Origin of the sequence: Xanthobacter autotrophicus (assembly GCF_029991245.1) — a bacterium.
Taxonomy (GTDB): Bacteria; Pseudomonadota; Alphaproteobacteria; order Rhizobiales; family Xanthobacteraceae; genus Xanthobacter; species Xanthobacter autotrophicus_C.
Genome location: NZ_JAIVFO010000357.1, coordinates 1 through 273, shown reverse-complemented (window position 1 = coordinate 273; position 273 = coordinate 1). Strand labels below are relative to the sequence as shown.

1 protein-coding gene is annotated in these 273 nt (G+C 68.1%); it reads right to left on the bottom strand.

The window, feature by feature from the left end; translation table 11 throughout:
• On the bottom strand, positions 1-256 hold a 256-nt coding region (locus K9U41_RS23205), incomplete at its 3' end, for a hypothetical protein (protein ID WP_282643193.1).
• Positions 257-273 lie beyond the last annotated feature (17 nt).

Sequence of the window (273 nt, the reverse complement as noted above, 5' to 3'; positions counted from 1 at the left end):
GCGTGTAATACGAACCCGTGGCGTAGCCCGGCAGCTTGCGGGGATTGAAGACGCTGGTGCTCGACACCGAGCCACCTACGAAGCCCGTGGGCACGTCCACCAGTCGCATCGCGCAGCCAGCCAGGACCAGCCCCGCCGCTGGCACGTCGTTGCTCACCAGCGTGCACGTGCCCCGCGCGGTGAAGCGCCCCTCCGGCAGGTTGTAGCGCATGTAGACATTCAGTTGCTGCCCGGCGGGAAAGGCGCTGTCCGTCACCTGGACGCACGCCGTCG